A 398-nucleotide genomic window follows, 5' to 3' on the forward strand; every position below is an offset into this window, starting at 1 on the left:
CATAAAAAACTTCATTAGCTTCTTTATCCATAGAAAACATCATAATTGAAAGTTCGAACGGTTGAATAAAAACTGTGAAATCTAATATTTCTATCTCATTATAATAATTTAAATCAAGTATTTCCTTTATATTTTTGATTAAATTAACAGAGTTTTTCTCAAGATTTATTTTTAGTGTGCTAATGTAATTTTCAGTTGTAAACAAATAAATTCACTCCTTACTCTAATTAGTAATCTTATACCATTATATAAAATTATTAGCATTAAAAATATCATTTCTTCTTCAACTAAACTGCCAGTTAGCCCAAAAAGAAAAATGATCGCCACAGCGATCATCCTAACGCCCCCGTTTGCATAAATACATTTATTCACAATCCTGTTTAGAAGATCTTTGTTGT

1 pseudogene is annotated in these 398 nt (G+C 26.6%); it reads right to left on the reverse strand.

Features of this window, described 5'->3' with window-relative positions:
- Positions 1-205 (reverse strand): annotated as a pseudogene (locus tag SB773_RS30230) (hypothetical protein); the annotation flags it as partial.
- Positions 206-398 lie beyond the last annotated feature (193 nt).

The sequence above is a fragment of the Bacillus sp. SIMBA_074 genome, from assembly GCF_046534555.1.
Lineage (GTDB): Bacteria > Bacillota > Bacilli > Bacillales > Bacillaceae_G > Bacillus_A > Bacillus_A mycoides.